This window comes from Bradyrhizobium sp. Mp27, assembly GCF_029953005.1.
GTDB classification, from domain to species: Bacteria; Pseudomonadota; Alphaproteobacteria; order Rhizobiales; family Xanthobacteraceae; genus Bradyrhizobium; species Bradyrhizobium barranii.
Genome location: NZ_JASAUS010000616.1, coordinates 1 through 545, shown reverse-complemented (window position 1 = coordinate 545; position 545 = coordinate 1). Strand labels below are relative to the sequence as shown.

At 52.1% G+C, this 545-nt stretch carries 1 protein-coding gene; it reads right to left on the bottom strand.

Annotation, left to right across the window (positions count from 1 at the left end; all coding sequences use genetic code 11):
• Positions 1 to 123: 123 nt before the first annotated feature.
• The coding region (locus QJT78_RS52010) for a hypothetical protein (RefSeq protein WP_281460931.1) at positions 124 to 545 on the bottom strand (422 nt) is incomplete at its 5' end.

The following is a 545-nucleotide window of genomic DNA, read 5'->3' as shown; positions in this document are numbered from 1 at the left end:
GGCGGCTCTTCTTCGTCATCTTCGCTCCTGATTCGCAGCAAGAATCCTCGCCGCTGTCAGGCAGAAAATCCACTCAAGCTACTGTCCGAATTTGCGGGGCCAGCTCTGGGAAATGTAATTCGTTCAACTTACCAGCTTATTCAAGCGATCCCATGCGGTTCGAAATTCGTCGTATTTGTCCCAACCATGTTCGCGGATGTAGTCTCGCGCAATTTCAAGAGTCGCAACGTCGAACACGACCCCTTCTTTCCTTTCCACCAATTCATCCGTCAGCACAAACTCATCCTTCACATCAAACACCGGTCGACCATTCAGCTCCTTTGGTGGAACTATCCTACCGTCTTCATCGTACACCTGCTGATCTTCTGGAATAAGATCATAGATATTGCCAAGGCGTTTATAGCCATAGATGCCAACATACCACTTACCGGTCGCGCGCGAGCTATGGCGGAATCTGGGTGATGACGGTGTGAGGAAGGCGGCGTATCGAGGCGGGTGACGAGCCTGCCAGAACCTCTCGAGGAGAGCGATACGCCATGACCGAG